Source organism: Arthrobacter sp. SIMBA_036, from assembly GCF_046535135.1.
Taxonomy (GTDB): Bacteria; Actinomycetota; Actinomycetes; order Actinomycetales; family Micrococcaceae; genus Arthrobacter.
This window is the reverse complement of the sequence record NZ_JAWRXG010000076.1, coordinates 1-355: the sequence shown is the minus strand read 5'-3', so window position 1 is coordinate 355 and position 355 is coordinate 1. Positions and strand designations below refer to the sequence as shown.

At 35.8% G+C, this 355-nt stretch carries 1 protein-coding gene; it reads right to left on the bottom strand.

From position 1 onward, the window contains the following. Window positions 1-355: hypothetical protein (locus SB659_RS19195; RefSeq protein WP_410551541.1), on the bottom strand; the 355-nt coding region annotated here is incomplete at both ends.

Below are 355 nucleotides of genomic sequence, written 5' to 3'. Positions count from 1 at the left end.
CTTCCTGCAGTTCAGCGTGTGCTTCTTTTAACTCTTGATGCGCCTTGTTTATTTCTTGCAGGTGTAATTCCTTCATTCGATAAGCATTTTTCCAAATCTTACGAATTAAGACCACTATTGTAAGCAAGGGCAGAATAGAAGATAAATACTTGTACTTATCATAAACCGTTGCCAAAATCCAAACTAATGGACATAACAAAGTTGCGTCAGTTATCCCATATACATCATTCAAAATTAACTCTATTGCTATAATCAAGAGCGAAATAACAGCATATTTTATTCCGCTCCACCATGTCTCCCGTGCCCATAGTAAAACGAAATATAACAGTATCATTAAAGAAAATCCAATGACAGC